The organism is Sphingomonas sp. (assembly GCF_026460985.1).
Lineage (GTDB): Bacteria > Pseudomonadota > Alphaproteobacteria > Sphingomonadales > Sphingomonadaceae > Sphingomonas.
Genome location: NZ_JAPKNM010000017.1, coordinates 1 through 19,489 on the forward strand (window position 1 = coordinate 1; position 19,489 = coordinate 19,489).

The 19,489-nt window shown below is 67.1% G+C and carries 21 protein-coding genes and 1 tRNA gene; 8 read left to right on the forward strand and 14 right to left on the reverse strand.

What is annotated here, in order from left to right:
* Positions 1-197 precede the first annotated feature (197 nt).
* From MT490_RS03405 to MT490_RS03445, 9 genes are all read right to left on the reverse strand, one after another.
* Positions 198-275: transfer RNA gene (locus MT490_RS03405), tRNA-Pro, on the reverse strand.
* A 221-nt stretch (positions 276-496) separates the two neighbouring features.
* On the reverse strand, positions 497-883 hold the full coding sequence (locus MT490_RS03410; protein ID WP_297384270.1) for a hypothetical protein: 387 nt from the start codon (positions 881-883) through the stop codon (positions 497-499).
* A gap of 301 nt (positions 884-1,184) precedes the next feature.
* Positions 1,185-1,850 carry a phosphoribosylformylglycinamidine synthase subunit PurQ gene (gene purQ, locus MT490_RS03415; protein ID WP_297384272.1) on the reverse strand — a complete coding sequence of 222 codons (666 nt, stop codon included), beginning with the start codon at positions 1,848-1,850 and terminating at the stop codon, positions 1,185-1,187.
* On the reverse strand, positions 1,847-2,077 hold the full coding sequence (purS, locus tag MT490_RS03420) for a phosphoribosylformylglycinamidine synthase subunit PurS (RefSeq protein WP_297384274.1): 231 nt from the start codon (positions 2,075-2,077) through the stop codon (positions 1,847-1,849). Before purS ends, purQ begins: the two co-directional genes overlap by 4 nt.
* Before the next feature lie 38 nt (positions 2,078-2,115).
* Positions 2,116-3,477, reverse strand: a complete 1,362-nt coding sequence (locus MT490_RS03425; RefSeq protein ID WP_297384275.1) for a surface lipoprotein assembly modifier — start codon at positions 3,475-3,477, stop codon at positions 2,116-2,118.
* A 1-nt stretch (position 3,478) separates the two neighbouring features.
* Positions 3,479-4,741 carry a transferrin-binding protein-like solute binding protein gene (locus MT490_RS03430; RefSeq protein WP_297384277.1) on the reverse strand — a complete coding sequence of 421 codons (1,263 nt, stop codon included), beginning with the start codon at positions 4,739-4,741 and terminating at the stop codon, positions 3,479-3,481.
* A 107-nt stretch (positions 4,742-4,848) separates the two neighbouring features.
* Entirely contained in the window at positions 4,849-5,628 is a 780-nt protein-coding gene (gene purC / locus MT490_RS03435; RefSeq protein WP_297384278.1) for a phosphoribosylaminoimidazolesuccinocarboxamide synthase, read from the reverse strand.
* Between the two features lie 187 nt (positions 5,629-5,815).
* On the reverse strand, positions 5,816-6,706 hold the full coding sequence (locus MT490_RS03440) for a DUF4349 domain-containing protein (RefSeq protein WP_297384279.1): 891 nt from the start codon (positions 6,704-6,706) through the stop codon (positions 5,816-5,818).
* A 125-nt stretch (positions 6,707-6,831) separates the two neighbouring features.
* Positions 6,832-6,981 carry a hypothetical protein gene (locus MT490_RS03445; protein WP_297384281.1) on the reverse strand — a complete coding sequence of 50 codons (150 nt, stop codon included), beginning with the start codon at positions 6,979-6,981 and terminating at the stop codon, positions 6,832-6,834.
* 103 nt (positions 6,982-7,084) lie between these two features.
* Between MT490_RS03445 and MT490_RS03450 the strand changes: the two genes are divergently transcribed.
* From MT490_RS03450 to MT490_RS03460, 3 genes are all read left to right on the forward strand, one after another.
* Positions 7,085-7,981 carry a LysR substrate-binding domain-containing protein gene (locus MT490_RS03450; RefSeq protein WP_297384282.1) on the forward strand — a complete coding sequence of 299 codons (897 nt, stop codon included), beginning with the start codon at positions 7,085-7,087 and terminating at the stop codon, positions 7,979-7,981.
* Between the two features lie 262 nt (positions 7,982-8,243).
* Positions 8,244-10,484, forward strand: a complete 2,241-nt coding sequence (gene parC, locus MT490_RS03455; RefSeq protein ID WP_297384284.1) for a DNA topoisomerase IV subunit A — start codon at positions 8,244-8,246, stop codon at positions 10,482-10,484.
* Positions 10,485-10,643: 159 nt separating this feature from the next.
* Entirely contained in the window at positions 10,644-12,260 is a 1,617-nt protein-coding gene (locus tag MT490_RS03460) for a bifunctional diguanylate cyclase/phosphodiesterase (RefSeq protein ID WP_297384363.1), read from the forward strand.
* On the opposite strand, the gene MT490_RS03465 is transcribed toward MT490_RS03460, so the two are convergent.
* From MT490_RS03465 to MT490_RS03480, 4 genes are read right to left on the reverse strand one after another with little or no spacing between them, the layout of a single operon-like run.
* A complete protein-coding gene (locus tag MT490_RS03465; protein WP_297384286.1) occupies positions 12,230-13,411 on the reverse strand; it encodes a CCA tRNA nucleotidyltransferase in 1,182 nt (393 codons plus the stop codon). The two genes, MT490_RS03460 and MT490_RS03465, sit on opposite strands and share 31 nt — an antisense overlap.
* Positions 13,408-14,004: a CoA pyrophosphatase gene (locus MT490_RS03470; RefSeq protein ID WP_297384288.1), complete on the reverse strand. Its 597-nt coding sequence runs from the start codon at positions 14,002-14,004 to the stop codon at positions 13,408-13,410. The genes MT490_RS03465 and MT490_RS03470 overlap by 4 nt, the downstream gene beginning before the upstream one ends.
* Positions 14,001-14,567: a DUF1285 domain-containing protein gene (locus tag MT490_RS03475; RefSeq protein WP_297384290.1), complete on the reverse strand. Its 567-nt coding sequence runs from the start codon at positions 14,565-14,567 to the stop codon at positions 14,001-14,003. The genes MT490_RS03470 and MT490_RS03475 overlap by 4 nt, the downstream gene beginning before the upstream one ends.
* Before the next feature lie 32 nt (positions 14,568-14,599).
* Positions 14,600-15,121 (reverse strand): N-acetyltransferase, encoded by a 522-nt coding sequence (locus MT490_RS03480; RefSeq protein ID WP_297384365.1) that lies wholly within the window; start codon positions 15,119-15,121, stop codon positions 14,600-14,602.
* A 153-nt stretch (positions 15,122-15,274) separates the two neighbouring features.
* Here MT490_RS03480 and MT490_RS03485 point away from each other — a divergent pair, with 153 nt between their 5' ends.
* Entirely contained in the window at positions 15,275-15,646 is a 372-nt protein-coding gene (locus tag MT490_RS03485; RefSeq protein WP_297384292.1) for a dihydroneopterin aldolase, read from the forward strand.
* 87 nt (positions 15,647-15,733) lie between these two features.
* On the opposite strand, the gene MT490_RS03490 is transcribed toward MT490_RS03485, so the two are convergent.
* Entirely contained in the window at positions 15,734-16,291 is a 558-nt protein-coding gene (locus MT490_RS03490) for a hypothetical protein (protein ID WP_297384294.1), read from the reverse strand.
* 499 nt (positions 16,292-16,790) lie between these two features.
* Between MT490_RS03490 and MT490_RS03495 the strand changes: the two genes are divergently transcribed.
* From MT490_RS03495 to MT490_RS03510, 4 genes are all read left to right on the forward strand, one after another.
* Complete coding sequence (locus tag MT490_RS03495) at positions 16,791-17,459, forward strand: energy transducer TonB (RefSeq protein ID WP_297384296.1); 669 nt, start codon at positions 16,791-16,793, stop codon at positions 17,457-17,459.
* 60 nt (positions 17,460-17,519) lie between these two features.
* Positions 17,520-18,320 (forward strand): MotA/TolQ/ExbB proton channel family protein, encoded by an 801-nt coding sequence (locus tag MT490_RS03500; protein WP_297384297.1) that lies wholly within the window; start codon positions 17,520-17,522, stop codon positions 18,318-18,320.
* Positions 18,321-18,409: 89 nt separating this feature from the next.
* Positions 18,410-18,889, forward strand: a complete 480-nt coding sequence (locus MT490_RS03505; RefSeq protein ID WP_297384299.1) for a biopolymer transporter ExbD — start codon at positions 18,410-18,412, stop codon at positions 18,887-18,889.
* 26 nt (positions 18,890-18,915) lie between these two features.
* Positions 18,916-19,341 carry a biopolymer transporter ExbD gene (locus MT490_RS03510; RefSeq protein ID WP_297384300.1) on the forward strand — a complete coding sequence of 142 codons (426 nt, stop codon included), beginning with the start codon at positions 18,916-18,918 and terminating at the stop codon, positions 19,339-19,341.
* Positions 19,342-19,489 lie beyond the last annotated feature (148 nt).

Below are 19,489 nucleotides of genomic sequence, written 5' to 3' on the forward strand. Positions count from 1 at the left end.
CCATGGCCTGTGGGACGCCATCGGCCGCATCATCGATCTCTACTCGCCGCAGGAGTGCGCCAATTACTTCGCTAGCGCCGGGTACGATGCAGAATGATCGGAAAACGCTCTAGCACCGGATCCACAAACCGGCCGCGCACTGAATTGCGTTCGGCCACCACACGGAAAGCGGCGGAAAAGCGTTGTTTATGAAGGTCTGGTCAGGGTGACAGGACTTGAACCTGCAACCTCCCGGTCCCAAGCCGGGCGCTCTGACTCTCTTGAGCTACACCCTGAAACGACGGGCGCAGCAAAGCTGCCCGTCAATGTCGACAGGTGCAGGGTCGCGGTCGCGGTCGCGCGAAGAGAATCATGCTGGTCATGATGGTGACCCTATGCCATCCGAAAATGGGCAAGGCAAGCCCATTTGGATAAAATCTTCAATCCGGTGGCGGGCGGCGCCGGACATCACCGCACAGCACGAGGTCACGCGCGTGAGCGGCGGCCTGTGCCCAGGTCAGGGGCGCTCGACCCATTTGCCGCGCTGCGCGACGCAGCTCTGCTTGGTCGCGGCAAGCTGCTGAGGGCTGCGCGCATAATAGAAGGTCGTGATCTGCTGGCCGAACGGATTGATGCACGACGCCTGCGCCTGGGCCGGGCATGTCTTCATCGGCGTTGCCTTCAGCCCGGCACTCTCATTCTCGCGACACTGCGCGGCATAGGCGGCGGCGGAGATCGGCATGCTGGTCTGCGAGCAGTCCTTGACGAACTCCGACATGATCTCGCCCTCGAGCAGGCATGCATTGCTGGATTGCGGAACGGGAGGCGTGGTGGGGGTGGCGGTGAAGGAGGCGGAAACCAGGAAGGCGGCGGCGATGGCGACGGCGAAGATCTTCACGTTCATGAATCACCCCTCACTACGGAACTGCGGCGCGGATATAGCCCGCGGCAAAGTAGCCGTCATCGCGTTTTCCGGGCCGACCCTGCGCTGATAGCGAAGCCTGGCAGCTTGCTGCCTAGCGGAGCTTGGCGAGGGGTAGAGCGGAGCGCAGCTCCGCGCGGCTGCTGCGCAGCCGCACCCCTCACCCAGCTCCGACTAAGACCTTGCTTCGCAAGGCCTAAGTCTGCGCAACCCTCTCCCCCTTCGGGGGCGAGGGAAGGTAGAGGCCGACCCAGGTCGTCAGCAACTGCCCAGGGCCACGCCCTCAGGCAACCGCTTCGAGCAGTCCCTCGAACATGCGGCGCCCGTCCAGGCCGCCATGCGCGGCTTCGATGCGGCGTTCGGGGTGGGGCATCATGCCGATCACGTTGCCGCTCGCATTGAGCAGGCCGGCGATGTTGCGGGCCGAGCCGTTGACGTCCTCGGCATAGCGGAAGGCGACGCGGCCTTCGCCTTCGATCCGGTCGAGCGTCTCGGCATCGGCGAAATAATTGCCGTCGTGATGCGCCACCGGGAAGGTGATCGTCTCGCCGCTGCCATAGCCGCTGGTGAAGATCGACTGGCTGTTGTCCACCGTCAGCGCGACATCGCGGCAGACGAAGTTGAGCCCTGAGTTGCGCATCAGCGCGCCCGGGAGCAGCCCCGCCTCGGTGAGGATCTGGAAGCCGTTGCAGATGCCGATCACCGGCACGCCGCGCCCCGCCGCCTCGACCACCGCGCGCACCACCGGCGAACGCGCCGAGATGGCGCCGCAGCGCAGATAGTCGCCATAGGAGAAGCCGCCGGGAAGGGCGATCAGGCCGACGCCGTCGGGAAGGCTGGTCTCGCCGTGCCACACCATGTGCGGCCTGGTGCCGGTCACGTCCTCGAGCGCCACCGCGATGTCGCGGTCGCAATTGGAGCCGGGGAAGACGATGACCGCGGACTTCATGCGCGCTCGACCCGGTAATTCTCGATCACGGTGTTGGCGAGCAGCTTGCGGCACACCTCGTCGATCGAGGCGTCGCTGGTGCCGTCGGCCACTTCGAGCTCGAAGATCTTGCCGGCGCGGACGTCGTCGACGCCCTGGAAGCCGAGGCCGGCGAGCGCGTGCTGGATGGCCTTGCCCTGGGGGTCGAGCACGCCGTTCTTGAGGGTCACGATGATGCGGAGCTTCATGAGGGCAGCCCTATGGCCGCGCGCGCCGAGTCCCGCAATCAGAAATAGCGGGCTACCGCGAAACGGAAGCGGAGGCGGTCGCTGGCGAAGAAGGGGATCGAGGAGTCGATCCGCGAATAGCTCGCGCTGACCTGCGGCGAGAAACCCCAGACGCGGATCTTGCGATTGCCGAGCGTCGCGCGCGCCGTGTAGCGCCAGTCCTCGCGCGGCTCGGGGGAGAAGAGGGGGATCGGCGCGTCGAACCTGGCGCGGCTGGCGCTGCCGCTGAGGCCGAAGCTGATGCCGTAGGGAAGCTCGCCGCCGAAGCCGGCGATCACGCCGAGCTCGGTGCTCGAATAGGCGTCGGCCTTGAGCCAGTCGCGACGCGCGAACAGGCCGGCCGAGGCGACGAGGCTCTTGGCGACCGCGCGCTCATAGGTGGCGTAGGCGCCGACCTGCCAGCCGTCATAGGCGTCGTCGAATTTCGCGTCGGTGCGGCGCGTGTCGAGCTGGAAGCCGATCTGCTGGGTGTTGCTCAGCCGGGTCTGGAAGCCGGTCTTGACGCCCATCTGGCGGCTGGCGAGGTGGCCGCCGAACCAGCGCTGCGCGCCCAGGGCCTGGATCGACACGCTCGATTCGCGCGAGAAGCGGAATTCGGGGCCGGCGGCGAGCTGGACCTGATAGTCGTCGAAGTCGGTGCCGCTGTAATTGTTGCCGCTGCTGTCGAGATCGAACAGCATCGAGGTGCTGTCGGCGACCGGCAGGCGGAAGCCGCCCGAGATCGTCGCGGTCTGGCCGACGCCCGAGCGCGCCTTGGCGTTCTCGTCGAGCGTGATCGGCAGCTGGTTCGAGCCCCATTGCACGGTGATCGTGTCGACCGAGGTGGCGTTGTTGATGTTGGTGTCGGGCGCGAGGCCGAAGTCCACGTCGAGCCGCCAGGCGCGGCGCGAGCGGATCACGTCGCGGACCGAGCGGATCGTGCGGGCGATGTCCTCGGGCAAATCGTCGGACTGCTGGGCGATGCGGAACTGCTTGTCGGCGCTGGCGCTATGGCCGATCGCGAGCATCTCGCGGCCGAGCTCGAGCCGGACGCGGGTCTGCGAGGGATCGTCGGCCAGGATGTCGCGGTAGAAGGCGATCGCGGCCTTGTGATCGCCCTTCGCCGCGGCGATGCGGCCGCTCAAGAAGCGCGACTCGAGCCGGTATTCGGGCACGCGGCCCAAGGCGGCGAGCAGGGGCTGGGCCTCGTCGAAGCGGCTGGCCTCGATCAGCGCCATCGCTTCGACCAGCACCTGGTCCGGGGTGAGTCGCGCCTTGCAGATCTCGGCCGTGCAGCGGTCGATCAGCGGGCGGGGCAGCCCCTGGGCCAGCGCGCTCGCGGGCGCGAGCAGCGCCGTCAGCAGCGCCGCGATCAGCCGCATGTCAGGGCTTCTTGCCGACGAAGGCGCCGAGGATGTCGATCCGCTGGTCCGGAGTCCCGCCGACGATGCGGAAGCCGCCGCCGATCTCGTCGGCATTGGGGCCGTAGAAGGTGCCGTCGAGGCTGGAGCCGGCGATCACCAGCGAATTGGCCGCGGTGCAGTCCGCCGCGAAGCACGCCTGGCTGAACTGGCCGGTGAAGCCGCCGCGGTTGACCATGTCGATCATCGCGGAGGCAGTGGCGTCGAACAGCGTGCCGGCCGCGAGCGGATATTGCGCGTTGGTATAGGCGTCGAGCCCCGGCGCCATCACCGTTCCCTCGAAATGCGTCGAGACGGAGAGGTTCGCGAAGTTGATCGATGTGGACTGCGTCCCCTGGATCCACTGCAGATAGCTGGGAAGCGTGGCGTCCAGCCTCGTGGTGGGATCCACGTTGACCACCATCGACGCGATCATCTCGCCGTTGAAGGTGCCCGTGCCGGTGGTGGGAACCGCCGAATTGGCGCTCCGCTCGCCGAAGACGAAGGCCGCGCGGTCCAGGCTGTAGGTCTGGCGCAGGAAGGCGGGCTGGCTCGGGTCGGGCTGCTGGAGCGAGCCGGATACGGTGTTGCGCACGAAGCCGGCATAGGTGACGTACTTGGTCGTCGTGCCGGGCTTCTGGTAGAAGAGCGTGGCGACGTTGTAGCTCGATTGGTCGGCCATCACCGGAAGGGTCGAGTTGGCCGCGGTGGTGACCACCTGGCCGGTCGCCGGATCCGTATAGGTGTAGAACTGGCTGCCCGGGCCGACGCGCGAGCCCGATTGGCTGCCCGCCTCGAGATACTGGATGTTGCGCGCGGCATCGAATTCGGGGACCCCCGCCTGCGGCGTGGCCGGACCGCCGAACGCCGTGCGGTGGAGCGGGTCCTGGTAGCGCAGGACGCCGGTGCTGACGTCGCCCGCGGGGCGATTGATCGTCAGCTCGAAGACCGCGTCGCGCGGATTGTAGTTGACGGTGATGCCGCCGTTGCGCGCGGTGTTGGCGTCGCCGGCATAGAGTTGGCCGCCCTGGCCCGATTTGTTCGAATCGGTGTAATATCCGTAGTGCTGGACCGTGCCGATGCCGTCATAGGTCTTGGGATCGGTGGGTGCGACGAAGCTGTGGGTCGGGGTGGGGCTGGCCGCGGGGGGCGCAACGCCGCCCACCGTCTGGGGGCCCGTATCGCCGCCGCAGGCCGCGAGCGTGACGGCGCCCGAAAGCGCGAGATAGGTACGGAACGAACGCATGGGTGATCCCCCTGACCGGATTTCGGCCAAGGATTAGGCGCGCCATGGTTAAGAAGCTGTTTAGTGCGACGACGAAATCGCGGGATTTCGTCGCAGAAAAGCCCGCGTTACTTGCCCCGGCGCTTGCGATGGCTCTCGAGGTCTAGCACCGCCGAATCCGCGCCTTCGGGGAACAGCCCCAGCCGGCGCGCGACTTCCTGATAGGCCTCGACCTCGCCGCCGAGATCGCGGCGGAAGCGATCCTTGTCGAGCTTCTCGTTGGTCGCCATGTCCCACAGACGGCAGCCGTCGGGGCTGATCTCGTCGGCGAGGATGATGCGCGCGTAATCATTGTCCCAGATGCGGCCGAACTCGAGCTTGAAGTCGACCAGCCGGATGCCGATCCCGGCGAACAGGCCCGAGAGGAAGTCGTTCACGCGGATCGCCATGTCGGCCATGTCGTGCAGCTCTTCCTGCGCCGCCCAGCCGAAGGCGAGGATATGCTCGTCGGTGACCATCGGGTCGCCGAGCGCATCGTCCTTGAAATAATATTCGACGACCGTGCGCGGGAGCGGCGTGCCTTCCTCGATCCCGAGGCGCTTGGCGAGGCTGCCGGCGACGACGTTTCGCACCACGACCTCGATCGGCACGATCTCGACCTGGCGGATCAACTGCTCGCGCATGTTGAGGCGGCGGATGAAGTGCGTGGGGATGCCGATCCCGCCGAGCAACGTGAAGACATGCTCTGAAATGCGGTTGTTGAGCACGCCCTTGCCGTTGATCGTGCCCTTCTTCTGCGCGTTGAAGGCGGTGGCATCGTCCTTGAAATATTGGATGAGCGTGCCCGGCTCGGGACCCTCGTAGAGGATCTTTGCCTTGCCTTCGTAGATCTGCCGGCGGCGTGCCATGTCGGCTCTTACCCCTGAAATGCGTCGCCCCGGCGGCGCGGACACGCCGCATGACAGCCGGGGCTCTGGAAGAGCCCGGGCCTATACTGGAAGCCGTGTTGCGGTGCAATCACGCTGACGAAGGCTTTGAACCAAAGCCCTCCCCCCATGATGGAGGGAGGGTGTGTTGGACTTGCCGTGCGCCGGTTCAGGCCTGTCCGATCGCAATGCGCCGCTTGCGAAGAGCGCGCAGCACGAGCAGCGGCAATGCGACGAGGGCCGCCCACGGCAGGAGGTAGATCAGCAGCGAGAGCAGCGCGTTGAGCCCGATCAGGAAGACCGCGCCCGAGCCCTGCGCAGCTTCGCCGAGCCGCGCGCCGAGTCCTTGCGCAGTGGCGCTGGGGGCGATCGCGCCGTAGCGGATGTCGAACTCGGACATTGCGACCCGGCCCTTCAGCTCGCCCAGCCAGCTGCGCGCCTGGTCGAGCTCCTCCTGCGCCTGGGTGACGCTGCGTTCGGCATCGACACGCTCGGCCGGCCTGCCCTTCCGGTTGCGCAGCGTCTCGGTGAGGCGGGCGACGAGCAGTTCGCGCTGGCGGATTCGCGCCTCGGTGTCGACCATCTGCTTCGATACCTCGTCGGTCGCGATTTTGGCGTTTTCGGTGCGTCCTCCCGCTTCGGTGACGTCGTGATCGAGCAGGACCTGAAAGCGGCGCGCCTCCGCGGTGGCGACGCGGAGCTTGAGCATCGCGCGGGCGGCTTGTTCCTCGCCGATGCCCCTCTCGAGCGCGAGCAGCTGGCATCGTGCCGGGCCCATCTCCTCGCACATGTCGCGATGCGCGTCCTGCGTCGCCGCGATCTTGTCGCCGGGCAACAGGTAGGAGAGCGCATAGGCGTAAGTGAGCTTGGGCAGCGAAATCGGCAATTTGGGCGGCGCGCCCGCTTGTCCCGCGGCCGCGCTTTGCGGTGTGGTCATTTCGGTGTCGACGGAGTCGCTGACGACTTCGGACGGAGCGGTTTGTCCATGCTGGCCTGGGCCGCCGGCTTCGGAGCAGGCGGCGAGCGTGGCGGCGATTGCGATAGGGGCGATAAGGCGCATCGGCATATCTCCTGTAGCGAGGATGATATGCCATCACATGACTTGGTATGTCGTCAAGCCACAATTTCGCCGCATTTAAGGCGAGATTGTGGCGAGACATTCGGGGCGCGTTCCCCAGACGGTGATTACGGGCGCATATGGCGCCAGGGCGCGTCGTACTCGATCTTGTTGAGAAGCTTGAACGGATAGGCCAGCTTCTTGAAAAAGCGGGAAATCCCGTTGCTGAGCTGCTCGTGATTGTCCGCCCAGGCGGTGCTTTCATAGTCGCGGTCCATGACGGTTCTCCTGTGCCGATGGCCCGCCTTATCTGCGCCCGAACCCGCCGCGGCGCCAACAAATCGTTGGACTCGGGTAACAAGGGTACCTTATGGATCGGGCATGCGCCGCCTTCCGCCCTTGTCCGCCGTACGCGTGTTCGAGGCCGCGGCCCGGCACGGCAATTTCACGCGCGCCGCCGAAGAGCTGGGAATGACCCAGGCGGCGGTGAGCTATCAGGTGAAGCTGCTCGAAGAGCGGCTGGGCGCGGCCTTGTTCCGGCGCGACAAGCGGCGCGTGGTGCTGACCGACGCGGGCACGCGCGCCGCGCCGCAGATCACGCGCGCGTTCGATGCGATCGACGCGGCCTTTGCCAATGTCCGCAAGGAGGAGGAGGGGCTGCTGGTCATCTCGACCTCGAACACCTTCGCCAACACCTGGCTGGCCTGGCGGCTGGGCAGCTTCCAGATGGCGCATCCCGAGATGGCGGTGCGGCTGGATACCAGCGACACCATCGTCGATCTGGAAGGGGGCGAGGTCGATTGCGCGATCCGCGCGGGCAGGGGCGACTGGCCCGGGCTGGCACCGGATCTGCTGCTGCCGGTCGACTTCACGCCGATGGTGAGCCCGGCCTTTCTCGACCGGTACGGGCCGCTCGAGCCCGCCGACCTGCTGCGCGTGCCGCTGATCAGTCCGCACGATCCCTGGTGGACGGTGTGGCTGCGCGAGGCGGGCGTCGACGTGCCCGACGGACCGCCGCGCCCTGGCGTGCGGCTCGATTCGCAGGCGCATGAGGGCCATGCGGCGATGGCCGCGCAGGGAGCGGCGATACTGACGCCCTTCTTCTGGCGCAACGACCTTGCCGAGGGGCGGCTGGTGCGCCCGTTCGAGCAGGTCTCGACCCGCGGCTATGCCTATTGGTTCGTCGCGCCGGTGGGGCGGCGGCAGATCCCCAAGATCAAGCGCTTCCGCGAATGGCTGCTGGACGAGATCGGCCGGGACCGGCCGGCACCGGTTTAGGAACCGGTCCCGACAAAGGCCGTCATCCCGGAAGTTAGACTTTCCCGGAAAACCGCGAGGTTTTCCGCTGGAAAGTCTTACTGTCCGGGATCCACCTCGCCGCCAGCCATTGCCTCACGGTGGATCCCGGACAGCTCAATTTTCTCACCAAATCAGAGATTTGGAGAAAATTGGCTTCCGGGATGACGGCGGTTGGATGCGGAACTCGGTGCCAACGCTCGGCTTTGCGCGCCGCCGCGCGGGCTGCTAGTCCCGGACTACGATGAGCCTCGACACCGAAATCCTCGAACCCAGCGGCCCCACCGACGTCCCCTTCGATAGCGCGCTTTCCGAGCGCTATCTCGTCTATGCGCTGTCGACGATCACTGCGCGCTCGCTGCCCGACGTCCGCGACGGGCTGAAGCCGGTGCATCGCCGGCTGCTCTGGGCGATGCGGCTGCTGCGGCTGGACCCCGCGAGCGGTTACAAGAAATGCGCGCGCGTCGTCGGCGACGTGATCGGTAAGTATCACCCGCATGGCGACCAGTCGGTCTATGACGCGATGGTCCGCCTCGCCCAGACCTTCGCGCTGCGTTACCCGCTCGTCGACGGGCAGGGCAATTTCGGCAATATCGACGGCGATAACGCCGCGGCCTATCGCTACACCGAGGCGCGGCTGACCCAGGTCGCGATCGACCTGATGGCGGGGCTCGACGAGAATGCCGTCGATTTCCGCGCCACTTACAATGGCGAGGAAGAGGAGCCGGAGCTCTTTCCCGGGCTGTTCCCCAATCTGCTCGCCAACGGCGCCGCCGGCATCGCGGTGGGCATGGCGACCTCGATCCCGCCGCACAATGCCGCCGAGCTGATGAACGCGGCGGTCGCGCTGATCGACAATCCGCAGGCGAACGTGCTCGATTATGTCAGCGGGCCCGATTTCCCGACCGGCGGGCTCGTCGTCGACAGCCCCGCCGCGATCGCCGAAAGCTATGCCACCGGGCGCGGCTCGTTCCGGGTGCGCGCGAAGATCGAGAAGGTGGTCGAGAAGGGCGGGGGCTGGCACCTCATCGTCTCCGAGATCCCCTATGGCGTCCAGAAGGGCAAATTGATCGAGGGGATCGCCGATCTCATCAACGAGAAGAAACTGCCGATCCTCGGCGACGTGCGCGACGAATCGGCCGAGGACATCCGCGTCGTGATCGAGCCGCGCAGCCGCACCGTGGACGCCGAGACGCTGATGGAGAGCCTCTACCGGCTCTCCGACCTCGAAGTGCGCGTACCTCTGAACCTCAACGTGCTCGACAAGAACCGTACCCCGCGGGTGATGAGCCTGAGCGAGGCGATCGCGGCGTGGGTCGAGCACCAGTTCGTCGTGCTGCGGCGTCGCTCCGAGCACCGGCTGAGCAAGATCGCCGACCGGCTCGAACTGGTCGGCGGCTATATCATCGCGTTCCTCAACCTCGACCGGGTGATCGAGATCATCCGCACCGAGGACGAGCCCAAGCCGGTGATGATGGCCGAGTTCGGGCTGACCGACCGCCAGGCCGAGGCGATCCTCAACATGCGGCTGCGCTCGCTGCGGCGGTTGGAGGAAATGGAGCTCAAGCGCGAGCAGGAGGCCTTGCTCAAGGAGCAGGCCGAGCTCGAGACCTTGCTTTCGTCCGATGCGCGCCAGCGGACGCGGATGAAGCGCGACCTCGGCAAGATGATCGAGCGCTACGGGCTCGATACGCCGCTGGGCGCGCGGCGCACGACGATCCGCGAGGCGGGGCCGACGCGCGAGATCCCGCTCGAGGCGATGATCGAGCGCGAGCCGATCACGGTTATCCTGTCGCAGCGCGGCTGGATCCGCGCGATGAAGGGGCATGTCGAGCTCGCCTCGGCCGAGACGCTCAAGTTCAAGGAAGGCGACGGGCCGCTCTTCGCGTTCCACGCCCAGACCACCGACAAATTGCTGCTCGCCGCCGACAATGGGCGGTTCTACACGCTGGGCGGCGACAAATTGCCCGGCGGACGCGGCTTTGGCGAGCCGGTGCGGCTGATGGTCGACCTGGAGGGCGAGCGCCATATCGTGGCGCTGCTGCCGGCGAGCGCGTCGGCGAAATTGCTCGTCGCGGCGACCGACGGGCGGGGCTTCGTGGTCAACGCCGCCGACGTGATCGCCGAGACGCGCAAGGGCAAGCAGGTGGTGACGCCGCGCACCGGCGCGCAACTCAAGCTGGTCCGCCCGATCGCGGCGGAGGACGATGCGGTGGCGGCGATCGGCGACAATCGCAAGATGCTCGTCTTCCCGCTGGCCGAAGTCGCCGAGCTGGCGCGCGGGCAGGGCGTGCAGCTCCAGCGCTATCGCGACGGTGGGCTTTCCGACGCGCGGACCTTCCGGATGGAGGAGGGGCTGAGCTGGGCGATGGGCGGCGAGACCGGGCGGACGCGGACCGAGAGCGATCTTTCGCCCTGGCGCGCCGCGCGCGGCGCGGCCGGGCGCATGGCCCCCAACGGCTTCCCGCGCGACAATCGATTCTGAGGCCCGACGCCGGGACTGCTTCAGCCGGTCTTAACCAATTCCGGCTAGCCCCGGCGGGCAATGGCGTTCGGTAAGCTCAAGCCAGTCTCGACCGCGCCCGTGGAGCCTGCTCCACAGGGCATGGACGCGCTTGCCGTGGGGCCCATCGAAGCCGGGCTGATGCTCGACCTGCTGCCGGTGCCCGCGGTGGCGCTGACGCTCGAAGGCGGCAAGTTCCAGTTCCGCGCGCTCAACCGCCCGTTCCGCATGGCGGGGCTGGGGACGGTCGCGGCCGAATCGCCGCTGATCCGGCTGCTCGGCACCCAATTGCGCCGCTTCCTCGAATCGGACGAGACGCATCACGAGATCGCCTGGCAGTTCGGCGAGGAAGTCGATTGCCGCTATTTCCGCGTGCTCTTCGCGCGCCGCGCGACGCACCGCGGCACGGGCAGCTGCCTGGTGACCCTGGTCGACCAGACCTCCGAGCTGCGTACCGAGCACAGCTTGCGCCGCGAAATGGCGACCGACAGCCTGACCGGACTGCCCAACCGCGCGGGCTTCAGCGACGCGCTGGAGGCGACGATCAGTGCCGACAATGCCGAGGCCTTCGCGGTGCTCGTCGTCAATCTCGACCGGTTCAGCCGGATCAACGCCTGCATGGGCGGGCTCGCGGGGGACGAGCTGCTGATATCGGTCGCCCGGCGCCTCAAGGGCGCGCTCCGCGGCCGCGACATCTTGTCGCGCATGGGCGGCGACGAATTCGGCGTGCTGCTGACGCTCGACGACGGGCCGGGCGACGCGCTGCACGTCGCCAAGCGCGTCCAGGCGGCGCTGGCGACGCCGTTCCGGCTCTCCGCCTTCGAGATCCGCGTCGACTGCTCGATCGGCATCGCGCTGGGCGCAGACAATCGCGGCGAGCCCGAGGACCTGATCCGCCACGCCCAGTTCGCGGTGAAGCGCGCCAAGAAGAGCGGGCGGACCGAAGTCTATCACATCCGCGCCTTCGATATCGCGCGCGAGCAGTTCAGCATCGAGACCGAGCTGCGCCACGCGATCGAGAATGGCGACATGACGCTCGCCTTCCAGCCGATCTGCAACCTCGGCACCGGGCAGATCACGTCGTTCGAGGCGCTGGCGCGCTGGACCAACGAGGAAGGCGTCGCGCTCTCGCCCAACGAGTTCATTCCGGTCGCCGAGGAATCGGGGCTGATCATCCCGCTCGGCCGCTGGGCAATGGAAGAGGCGGCGCGGACGCTCGCGGTGTGGGACGTGGCGGCAGGCGGCGACTGCGGGGTGAAGGTCGCGGTCAACCTCTCGGCGATCCAGCTCCAGCGCGACCGGATCCCCGAGATGGTGCAGATCGCGCTGGAGAAGCACCAGGTTTCGGGCACGCGGCTGACGCTCGAGCTCACCGAGAGCGCGATCGTCAGCGATCCCGACCGGATCAGCCGGACGATGATGGCGCTGAAGGATCTCGGCACCACGCTGGCGATGGACGATTTCGGGACCGGCTATTCGAACCTCGCCTATCTGCAGAAGCTGCCGATCGACCTGCTCAAGATCGACCGCAGCTTCGTCTCGGGCATGCTCGCCGACCGTGACAAGATCGCGATCGTGCGCGCGGTGCTGAGCCTGGCGCAGGCGCTGGGGATGCAGACCACCGCGGAGGGCATCGAGACCAACGAGCTCGCCCAGACGCTTGCCGCGCTGGGCTGTACCTATGGGCAGGGCTATCTCTTCGCCCGCCCGCTGGAGCAGGCCGAGGCCTATTCGTTGCTGGCCGCGGCCAGGGCCTGAGCGACGACCTGGTCGGCGAGCGCGATGACGCGCTCCTCGCCGGGAAAGCCTTCCGCGATCCAGCGATCCTCGACCGCACGCAGCGCGCGAGCGACGTCCGGGCCTTTGGCGAGGCCGCGCGCGACCAGCGCGCCGCCGGTCATCGGCAGGCGCGGAGCCTCCCAGGACTGGACCTCCTCTATCTGGCCGATGTCCCGCTCCGATAAAAGGAGCCGGTCGAGCGCCGTGTCGCGGCCGAGCCGATAGGCGAGGGGCTTCGGCGCCTCGGTCGCTTCGCCCATCGCCGCGACGAGGCGCTTGCGCTCGGCATTGGAGAGCTTGAGCCGCGCGCCGATCAGGTCCGCGCCCGCGCCGTCCCGCGGAAGCACCGCCGCGAGGCGCCGGATCGGATCGGGCGCGATGCCGGAGGCGGCTTCGCGCGCGGCGGTGTGCGCCAGCAAGTCGGCCGAGACGATCTCGGGCAGGACCGGCTCGAAGATGCCGCGCTCGATCATCAGCCGCACGACGCGCACGGCGTCCTTGGCGACGAGCAGCTTTAGCAGTTCGTCGCGGATTCGCTCACGCGACAGGGCCATCAGGTCCTTCGCCCGCGCGGTGCACGCCTCCAGCCCCGCGGGATCGGCCCGGTCGCCGAATCGGGCGAGGAAGCGGAAGAAGCGGAGGATACGCAGATGGTCCTCGGCGATGCGCCGCAGCGGATCGCCGATGAAGCGGACATGGCGCGCCTCGAGATCGGCGAGCCCCTCGAAATAGTCGAAGATCTCGCCGGTCAGCGGATCGGCGTAGAGCGCGTTCATCGTGAAGTCGCGGCGCGCTGCATCCTCGCGCCAATCGTCGGTGAACGCCACGGTGGCGCGGCGGCCGTCGGTGGAGACGTCGCGGCGCAGGGTGGTGACTTCCACCGGACTGCTCTCGAGTATGGCGGTTATCGTGCCGTGCTCGATGCCCGTCGGCACTGCGCGTATCCGCGCCGCCTTGAGCCGCTCGACGACGGTGGCCGGCGAGAGCGGCGTGGCGAGATCGATGTCCGATACCGGCAGCCCGAGCAAGGTATCGCGTACCGAGCCGCCCACGAAACGCGCGTCGCCGAGGGCTTCGACGAGTTGGTCGAGGCCGACACGATTGCGCCAATCGGCCTGAGGAAGGATCATGCCGTCCAACGCAGTCTCCGGGAAAGATTGACGATCATCGCCGCGGTCGCCCCCCAGATGCGGCGCTCGCCCCAGAGTATCTCGTAATAGCGGCGCTCGCGTCCCTGATATTGCGTGCTCGCCTCCACATGGTTCGCGGTGTCGAGCAGGAAGGCCAGCGGTACTTCGAACACCGCCGCCACCTCGGCCTCGGCGGGTACGAGCACGAGGTCCGGCGGCACAACGCCGACTATGGGCGTGACTTCATAGCCCGTCACGGTGCGATAGCGATCGGCGGTGCCGACAACCTGGACCAGCGCGGGGGGCAGAGCGATCTCCTCCTCGGCCTCGCGCAGCGCCGCGCCGATCGCGCCATCGTCCTCGGGATCGATCCGGCCGCCTGGAAAGGCGACCTGGCCCGGATGGCGGCGCAGCGTGTCGGTCCGCTGGGTCAGGATCACCCCCGGCTCGGCGCGGTCGGTGACGGCGACCAGCACCGCGGCGGGATGCCCGACGCTGTCGGGATCGAACTCGAAATGATCGCTGGCGAGAAGGATGGGTCCCTCGCCATGCGGCGCTTCGAGCGCGACGCGGAGGCGTTCGGCTAGGGTCATTGCCGGGGCTCCAGCGCGAAGAAGGCGCCATCGCTCCACACGCCCGGAGGCGCGCTCCCATTGGCGAGCGCGATCTCGGCGAGCGCGTAATAGACCGGGCGCGCGATCAGCGCCTCGAGCCCGCCGCGGACGTGGAGATAGGGGCGGGGGCCGTCCTCGCGCTCCTCGAAGCGCAGCGCGTGCCCGGGGCCGGCGGTGACCATGTCGCCGGTGTTGAGCCGGAAGGCGAGCTGCATCGCCTCGCCGTCGCCCTCGGCCTTCATCTCCACCGCGGTGAAGGGTGCGTCCTCCACATGGATGTCGAGCTTCTCGACTGGCGTGACGAGGACGAATCGCCCGTCCGGTTCGCGGCGGAGGATCGTCGAGAAGAGCCGCACCATGGCCAAGCGGCCGATCGGCGAGCCCTGGTGGAACCAGGTGCCGTCGCGCGCGATGCGCATCTCGCTGTCGCCGCAATGCTCGGGGTTCCAGCTTTCGACCGGCGGCAGACGGTCCTCCGCGGCCAGCCGGGCGATCTCGGCGAGCGACAGGCTGGCGAAGTCGGGGAGAGGCGCCGCGGGCATCCCAAGCTCGTTAGGCCAGCGCGCGAGCCCTCTCAAGCGGCTTGGCGCAGGCGGGGGCCGAGCGCTCCGGCGCAATCGGGCACCTTGTCGCCGCGCGCGAGCAGGCGGCGCGGCTCGAACGGCCCGGGCAGGCGCCAGCCGGCGGTGCGATCGGCAGTGAAGCCGAAGAAGCGGCCGTAATATTCGGGATCGCCGACGAGCATGAGCGCGTCGCAGCCCTTAGCGGGGCAGCCGGGGGCGGCTTCCAGCATCCGCTCCATCAGCGCGCGGCCGATGCCTTCCTGCTGGTGATCGGGCTCGACCGCGACCGGGCCGACCATCACCATAGGCGCCACGCCGCCGCCGTCGCAGGCGAGCTCGACGGGCCAGCACTGGATCGTGCCCAGCAAGGCGCCGTCCGCATCGAGCGCGGCGAAGCTCAGTTCGGCGACGGGATCGGTGCCGCTGCGGATGCGATAGGCGGTGCGCGCGCGTCGGCCCTGGCCGAAGGCGCGGTCGAGCAGCGCCTCCACGGCCTGGGGGTCGACAGCGGCGAGCGGCACCAATGCGATCACGTCCATTCCCAGCAATATGCCCGGCAAAGCGACCGGGGCCGCGCGCTTTAGCGCCGATGCACGCGCGCGCAAGGATTAATGGGGACGGGAACCCAGACTTCCCAGAGGCGCGGCTTCTGCTAAGGGGGCGCGATTTTCACGAAAGGCAGTTAGTTGCGCGATTTGCTCCAGCTCCAGGTGCACGACCTCGAAGTCGAGGTGCTGACCGGAATCTATTCCGAGGAGACGCACCTGCCGCAGCCGCTGCGCATCTCGGTGACCGCCGACATCGACATGCCCGAGCGTTTCGCGCCCGATACGCCGCTCAATGCGTCCAAGAGCTATATCGACCTGAAGCACGCCGCGACCACGGCGCTGCCCAAGGACGTGCACTTCACGCTGATCGAGGCAGTGGCCGAGCATGTCTGCGACACGCTGTTCGTCTCGGACGCGCGGGTGCGGCGGGTGGAGGTGAGGATCGTCAAGCTGGCGATCGCCGAACAGGGCGAATCGATCGGCATCACCATGGTGCGCCACCGGCGTTAGGTCGTATCGACGTTCGGTCTTCTCGATCCTCCCCCTGGCGGGGGAGGATAAGAACCGGCCGGACTCAGCCTCCAAGTTAAACGCGCTTCAGCGGCACGGTCCCAGCGCGGCGAGGACCATCGCATAATCCTCACGGGCTACCGCAGCATTGGCAGGATCGCCCGATTCGACGCTCTCGGCCGGCAATTGGCGCGGCAGTCCGCAGGCGAGCCGGTACCAGAGCAGGGTGTTGGGCTTGGGCGGGCCGGCCGATTCGTCGACAATGTCCCCCAATGAGACAGACCAGCGCGGCTGCTCGCCCGGGCGCCGCAGGATCTGCAGCGAGACCGGCGCGCCGTTCGCGGTCTGCAGGAAGACCTGGGTCTCGCCCTCGCCGGGAAGCGAGCCCGGCACGTGGAAGGCATTGCCGACACCGGTGATCGCGGGCGGCGCGTCGGCGGCGATCGTCTCGCGCACGATGCCGCGCACCAGCGCGTCAAACTCGGGCGACCAGGCGCGCTGCCCGTCGAGCGTGGCGAGCTGGACCTGGTCGGGCCGGCCGGTGACGGGACGGGCGAAAAGGAGCACGCGCTGTTTCTTGAGCTTGGGCTCGCGACCGCGTTCGGTGAGCGGCAGATCGGCGACATACCCGATTCTCGGAGCCACCGCGGGGCCGCGAATCAGTGCCGTCACATCGGCTTCGATGTAGAATCGAGCCCGCCCGGGGGCGACATTGGCGGCTTCGGCGCCTTTAATTCTGACGGCGCTGCGAATGCGCGCATCGACGATCAGCGGCGCGCCAAGAACTAGTCCCGCGACAGTGGCGTAGCTGGGTAATACAGCGGCCGGGGAGGCTTGGTTTTGCGTGGTTTGCGGGGCGGATTGGGCAGGCGCAATTAACGATATCGCGCAACAAAAAGCTATCACGTGGGTACGGATCATGCGCTTGCGTTACCGGATCGCCGCGCTCTTATACAGAAATAATTCGGTCATGTAGCGCCGGTAGGCGCGGATTGTCCGACAAAGCGTTTGCGTACCCCGAGTGCCCACGATAGAGACTCGCGCTCTGCCGTACCGACGCACCCAAGCGAAGGGCGGTCGAACTTGTGCGCGAAGCATCTGTGGCGCCCAGGGTCGCACAGGATTAGAGGAGTGACGTTGCCGAATGGCTTACGCTGACCGGAATGTAAGTGGCAGCCGGTTCGTTGCGATTATCATAGTCGCAATCATCGTGGCTGGCATGGGATATGCCTTCGTCACGGGCTTGGCATACCAATATATCAAAAAGAAAGCGGAAGAGCTGAAGACCTTCGAGGTCGAAGAGCCGCCGCCCCCGCCCGAGGAGGTTCCGCCGCCGCCGCCGCCGCCGGACAGCCCCGTGCCGCCGCCTCCGACTCAGGTCGTGACGCCGCCGGCTCAGGTGCAGGTCCAGGTGCCGTCGCCGCCGATGCAGACCACCGCGATCATTCCGCCGCCGCCGCCGATCACGCCGCCGGCACCGCCTGCGCCGCCTGCGCCTCCGGCTCCGCCGGCGATCAGCAAGGCCGCGGCCGCCAAGGGCAACCCCGCCTCGTGGGTCACCCAGGACGACTATCCGCCTGCCGCGCTTCGCGCCGAGCAGGAGGGTTCGGTCGGCATCTCGTTCAACGTGAACGCGCAGGGGCGCATCGAGAATTGCTCGGTCACCTCGTCGTCCGGCGCATCGGTTCTCGACGAAGCGACCTGCCGTCTCGTCACCCGTCGCGGGCGATATTCGCCGGCGCTGGATGCCGCGGGCAATCCGATCCCGGGCGGGCGCAAGTCGCTCCGCTTCCGGTGGCAGATTGAAAAGTAAGGCGATCAAAGCGGCCGAAACGCCGCGCACACAGCAATTCTTGTAAGGGAATATTCGACAATGCTCATGACCATTCTCGCCGCGGCGGCGCCCAAGGGCGACAACCCGTACGGCCTTGAAGCCGCTCTCCGCGAGGGCGGCCTGATCGCCCAGACCGTGTTCGGTATCCTGGTGCTGATGCTCTTCGTCTCGCTCTACATCCTGTTCACCAAGCTGTTCGAGCAGCAGAAGATCATCAACCAGTACAAGCGCGTTCGCTCGCAGTTCTGGACCGCGAACAGCCTGCGCGAAGGCGCGGCGAAGCTCGAGAAGAACTCGGCCTATCGCCAGATCGTCGACGACGGCATCCAGGCGCAGGACCAGTACAAGGAACTGACCGATCCCATCGAAGCGCATGACTGGCTGCACGGCTCGCTCGCGCGTTCGGAAGCGTCGATCAACTCGCAGCTCAACGGTGGCCTCGCGTTCCTCGCGACGACCGGCGCGACCGCACCGTTCATCGGTCTGTTCGGTACCGTGGTCGGCATCTACCGCGCGCTGATCAAGATCGGTTCGGCCGGTCAGGCTTCGATCGACGCCGTCGCCGGCCCGGTCGGTGAAGCGTTGATCATGACCGCGCTCGGTCTGGTCGTCGCGGTTCCCGCCGTGCTCGCGTACAACTTCCTGCAGCGCCGCAACAAGGCGATCGCCGAGAACCTGAACGGCTTCTCGAACGACGTGCTCGGCTATCTCGCTTCGGACGGCCGCGTCCGCCCGACCGCGAGCGCCGCTGCCAAGAAGGCGCCTGCCGCCGCCGCTGCCAAGCCGGCTGGCACCACCACGACCGCCGGCCAGGCGGGTGGTGCGCAGACCCGCGCGTAAAGCATAGTACAGGATTGGGTCGCACGCCTCGGCGTGCGACCCGGCTCCCGGGCTTTCCCGGGGGCAGATAAAGGATAGGATAACGCCCAATGGCGATGAGCGTAGGCGACGGCGGCGACGACGCACCGATGTCGGACATCAACACCACGCCTCTCGTGGACGTGATGCTGGTGCTCCTGATCATCTTCCTGATCGCCGTTCCGGTGGTGATTCAGTCGATCGATCTGGCGCTTCCCAAAGTGCAGTTCGAACCGACCACGACCAAGCCCGAGAACGTGGCGCTTTCGATCACCGGTGCCGGTGGCCAGTGCCAGGTTTACTGGGGCATGACGCCGGTCTCGAGCAGGGAGCTGCTCGAAAAGGGCGTGGAGAAGCTGAAGAAGGAAATCGATCGCCAGGGCGGCCCCAACGCCGCAGGGCTCGAGCTTCCCGAGGTGCACATCCGCGGCGACGTCAACACCCCGTATCGCTGCATCGGCGGTACGATCTACACCATGCAGATGGCGGGCTTCGTGAAGGTCGGATTCATCTCCGAGCCGGAAGCCGGGTCCTCCGTAACCCGCCTGTGACGCGCCCCGTTTAAGGAGTTTTCGAAATGGCAATGAGCGCGGGCCGCGACGATGGCGAGCCGATGATGGAAATGAACACGACGCCGTTGATCGACGTCATGCTCGTGCTCCTCATCATGTTCATCATCACCATCCCGATCCAGACCCACGCGGTGAAGGTCGACCTGCCGCAGAACAGCCCGAACTCGGCGCCTCCGGTGGAGCCGCAGAAGAACAAGCTGTACATCGATGCGAACGGCAATCTGTTCTGGAACAGCGTCCAGATCGACGACCTGACGCTGCGTCAGTATCTGGACGCGTCGCTTCAGCAGGATCCGGAGCCGGAACTGCACTTCCAGCCCGATCCGCAGGCCCGTTACGACGTGGTCGACCGGGTTCTCGCGATCGTGAAGCGCGCGAATGTGACCAAGCTCGGCTTCGTCGGCAACGAGCAGTATCGCAACGACTTCTGATCCGGCCGCGCGCAAGCGCAGCCGCATGAACTTCGGCAAGGCGGTCCTTCGGGGCCGCCTTTCTTTTTGCGCTTGCAATGAACGCACTTGCTGGAATGCAACGAAAGTGTCACACAAGAGTCATTAAGATGTCACGGAAGAGTCACCG